This is a genomic window from Crystallibacter permensis (assembly GCF_025960875.1).
Classification (GTDB): domain Bacteria; phylum Actinomycetota; class Actinomycetes; order Actinomycetales; family Micrococcaceae; genus Crystallibacter; species Crystallibacter permensis.
In genome coordinates, this window is record NZ_JAODLR010000051.1 from 1 (window position 1) to 4,161 (window position 4,161).

The following is a 4,161-nucleotide window of genomic DNA, read 5'->3' on the forward strand; positions in this document are numbered from 1 at the left end:
ATGCTGGTCTACCTGAGAAAGCGAATCCTCTCCAGCGCGTTGCCGTTGGTGGCTGTGATCGTGGGGGTGTTCGCGCTTGCCCGATTGACCGGTAATCCGGCGAACCTGTACTTGCCGTTGAACGCGACAGATCAGATGCGGGCGGACTTTACTGCCCGCCACGGTCTGGACCAGCCGCTGCTGACGCAGATGGCTGATTACTTCGGCGGGGTTCTCAGGCTGGACTTCGGTGAGTCGCTCAGGACGGGGGAGTCCGCGGCAGCCATGGCGCTGCGGGCTTTCCCGGCCACCCTGCAGTTGGCCGCCACCACCATGGTGCTGGCCATCGTCCTGGCCGTGATCGTCGGTTGTTGGGCAGCGTTGAAGCCCAACGGCATCGCGGACCGTATCTCCAGTTTCGTCTCTATGGCCGCGGCCTCCATCCCGGACTTCTGGCTCGCCATTGTCGGCATCTGGATCTTTGCCATCACACTGGGTTGGTTGCCGACCTCCGGTGTTGGCGGCGCGTCGGCCTGGGTGTTGCCCATCGCGACTCTGCTGTTGCGCCCGTTTGGGGTGTTGGTTCAGATTGTCCGGGGCGCTATGGTGTCCGCGTTGTCCGAGCCGTATATCAAGCTGGCCCGCAGCAAGGGCGCCGGCGACGTGCGGGTGGTCACCCACCATGCTCTGCGTAATGCCGCGGCCCCGGCGCTGACCGTTGCGGGCGATCTGACCGTGGGCTTGGTCAACGGCGCGGTGGTGGTGGAAACCATCTTCGGCTGGCCCGGCATCGGCAAGCTCATGATCGACTCCATCCTGCAGCGCGACTTCGCGGTCCTGCAGGCAGCGGTCCTGTTGACCGCGATTGCAATCTTTGTCCTGAACATCCTCATTGACCTGGGCTACGCGCTGCTGGATGCACGCGTCCGCCCGGCCACCGTGAAGGCGTAGGAGGAACCCATGACCACGCCCATCACCGCCTCCGGCCAGCAGCCGCCGGACGCTAACGCCGCACAACCTGACACCACCCTTCCGGATTCTCCGCCGTTCGGCGGCGACCCCAAGGGCACCAAAGCCGACAGCTCAGGCAAGAAGCTCAGCCTCTTCCGGTTGCTGCTGCGCGATAAGTTCGCCACCGTGGCGGCCGCCGTGCTGGTCTTCGTCGGTCTGGTGGCGATCTTCGGCCCGATGCTGGTGGGGGACCTGGCGACCAGACAGAATCTCATGTTCGCGAACAAGGCGCCGTTCACCCTGGCCAACGGCTGGGAGTACTTCCTCGGCAGCGACTCGCTTGGCCGCAGCGTTCTCGGCCGCCTGGTCGTGGCCACCCGGACAACGATCTCCGTGGCGCTGCCCGCCGTCGGCGTTGCGCTGATCATCGGTTCCCTCTGGGGAGTGTGGGCCGGCTATCACCGCGGCTGGCGTGAAACCGTGTCCATGCGCATCGCCGATGTGATCATGAGCTTCCCATCGCTGCTGCTCGCCGTCGTTGTTCTCTACGTTTTCAATCCCAGCATTGCCAACATTGTGCTGATTCTGGCGATCACCCGCATCCCGATTTATCTGCGTACCGCCCGCGCCGAGTCGGCCGAGCTGCAAAGCCGGACCTTCGTGGACGCGGCGCGTACTTTCGGTGCCAGGCCCAATGCCATCATCGGCCGCCATGTCATCCCGGTGGTGCTGCCGACCTTGCTGACGCTGGCCACGCTGGAGTTCTGCTACGTCATGCTGGCCGAGTCTTCCCTGAGCTTCCTGGGTATCGGCATCCAGCCGCCGGACGTAAGCTGGGGACTTATGGTGGCCCAGGGCAGGCAGTACTTGCAGACCGCCTGGTGGCTTTCCATCTTCCCCGGCCTGGCCATCGTGATCACCACCATCGCCGCGAACGTGCTGGCGGCCTGGCTGCGGATCGCCACCGATCCGGCACAGCGCTGGCGTCTGGCGCTGCCGCGCAAACGCCTGATCGCCCGTATCCCTGTCAAGACCGAGGAGTCGAAGTAATGAGCGCTCTCACCCAGGCCTCGCCGGCTGCGGCCGGAAAGACCGGCACCACGGTGCTGAAAGTCGAGGGACTGACCGTGGACCTGCGCACCAGCCGCGGCACGGTGCGGGCCGTGGACAACGTGGGTTTCGAAGCCCGCGCCGGGGAGACCTTGGCATTGCTGGGCGAATCCGGCTGCGGCAAGTCCATGACGGCCAAGGCCGTTGCCGGGCTGCTGGATCCGATCGCGGACGTGACCGGCGGCGAGATCGTCCTGAATGGGACGGACCTGGCCGCGTTGAGTCCGCGGCAGCGGCGGAAGTTCGCCGGGCCGGAGCTGGGCATCGTGTTCCAGGACGCGTTGACCGCCCTGAACCCGGTTTATCCGGTGGGCACGCAGCTGGGCGAGGCCTTCCGGATCCACCACAAACTGTCGGCGAAGCAGGCCCGCGCAAAGGCCATTGAGCTGATGAAACGGGTGGGCATTCCGGAGCCGGAGTCCCGGGTTAACGCGTACCCGCACCAGTTCTCCGGCGGCATGCGCCAGCGGATCCTGATCGCAATGGCGGTGGCGTTGAACCCGCGGCTGCTGATCGCGGACGAGCCGACCACGGCCCTGGACGTCACGGTCCAGGCGCAGATCATGGCCCTGTTGCGCAGCCTCCGCGAGGAAAGCGACATGGCGGTAGTGCTCATTACCCATGATCTGGCCGTTGTCGCCGAAGAAGCGGACACCGTGGCGGTTATGTATGCGGGAAATGTCGTGGAGACCGGCCGCGTGGCCGATGTCTTCTCCAACCCCCGCCACCCCTACACCAAGGGCCTGCTGGAGTCAGTGCCGGTCAACGCCGAACGCGGCGGGGAGCTGAACTCCATTCCCGGCAGCCCGCCCGAACTGCACAACATCCCGCCCGGCTGCGTATACCAGTCGCGCTGTCCCATGGTGCAGGAGATCTGCCGGGCCCAGCGCCCGGAACTGCTGCCGATCAACGACGACGGCGGCGGGAGCCTGGGCCGCCACTCCACCCGGCCTGCCACAGCCACGGCACTGCCTGTCACCGTGCGGGCTTCGGCCTGCCACTTCAGCGAGGAGCTGGCTAATGACTGAAACACTGACCCGGCCGCAGGGGACCGGCACGCTTCTCGAAGTCGAGGGCGTCACCAAGACCTTCCATGTCCCCAAAGGTCCCTCGGGCAACAGCCGGCTGCGAGCCCTGGATGGCATCAGCCTCTCGGTAGAGCGCGGCGAGACGCTGGGCCTGGTGGGCGAATCCGGTTGCGGCAAGTCCACGCTGGCCCGGACCCTGATGATGCTGGAACGGCCGGACTCCGGGACCGTGCGCTTCGACGGGCAGGACCCTTTCGGCATGCGCGGCAAGGAGCTGCTGGCCTGGCGCCGGCGGGTGCAGATGGTCTTCCAGGACCCGTTCGCGTCCCTGAACGCCCGCATGAACGCCGGAGAAATCATCTCCGAGCCGTGGCGCGCCCACAAGGACCTCTACCGGACGTCCAGGGAGCGTGACGCCCGGGTCCGCGAACTGCTGCATATGGTGGGGCTGCGGCCCTCCGACGCGAAGAAGTCTCCACAGGAATTCTCCGGCGGCCAGCGCCAGCGCATCGGCATCGCCCGCGCGCTGGCCCTGAACCCCGACGTCATTATCCTGGACGAACCGGTCTCGGCCCTGGACCTCTCCGTCCAGGCCCAGGTACTGAACCTCCTCAACGACCTGCAGCAGCGGCTCGGGGTGGCCTACGTGTTCATCTCGCACGATCTGTCCGTGGTCCGCCACGTCGCGGACCGGGTGGCCGTGATGTATTTGGGCCGGATCATCGAGACCGGCGTCACGGAGGAAGTCTTTGACCGACCCCGCCACCCGTACACGGCCGCGCTGATGTCTGCTTCCCCCAAGCTGGATGTCACCGGCGCGGAGCGCAACCGGATCATCCTGCAGGGCGAAATACCCTCGCCGCTGGACCCGCCCTCGGGCTGCCGCTTCCGGACCCGCTGCTGGAAGGCCCAGGACATCTGCGCCGAGCAGCTACCCCCGACCGTCCCCGCCCCCGAAGACGCGTCACACGCCGCCGAATGCCACTTCCCGCTGGAGACGATCAAAGTCCGCAACCCGGACCCGGCCCCGGCGCCGGCCCAGTGACAGACCAGTGACCTGGGCAGAGTACGTCCTCATAGCCGTAGCCGTCTT

4 protein-coding genes are annotated in these 4,161 nt (G+C 66.4%); all 4 read left to right on the plus strand.

What is annotated here, in order from left to right:
• On the plus strand, positions 1 to 930 hold a 930-nt coding region (locus tag B0G38_RS23035), incomplete at its 5' end, for an ABC transporter permease (RefSeq protein WP_169995922.1).
• A gap of 9 nt (positions 931 to 939) precedes the next feature.
• The gene (locus tag B0G38_RS23040; protein WP_264671631.1) at positions 940 to 1,980 is read left to right on the plus strand and encodes an ABC transporter permease; all 1,041 of its coding nucleotides are present in this window, start codon (positions 940 to 942) and stop codon (positions 1,978 to 1,980) included.
• The gene (locus B0G38_RS23045) at positions 1,980 to 3,068 is read left to right on the plus strand and encodes an ABC transporter ATP-binding protein (protein WP_264671632.1); all 1,089 of its coding nucleotides are present in this window, start codon (positions 1,980 to 1,982) and stop codon (positions 3,066 to 3,068) included. Before B0G38_RS23040 ends, B0G38_RS23045 begins: the two co-directional genes overlap by 1 nt.
• Entirely contained in the window at positions 3,061 to 4,113 is a 1,053-nt protein-coding gene (locus tag B0G38_RS23050; RefSeq protein WP_264671633.1) for an ABC transporter ATP-binding protein, read from the plus strand. Before B0G38_RS23045 ends, B0G38_RS23050 begins: the two co-directional genes overlap by 8 nt.
• The last annotated feature ends 48 nt before the right edge of the window (positions 4,114 to 4,161 follow it).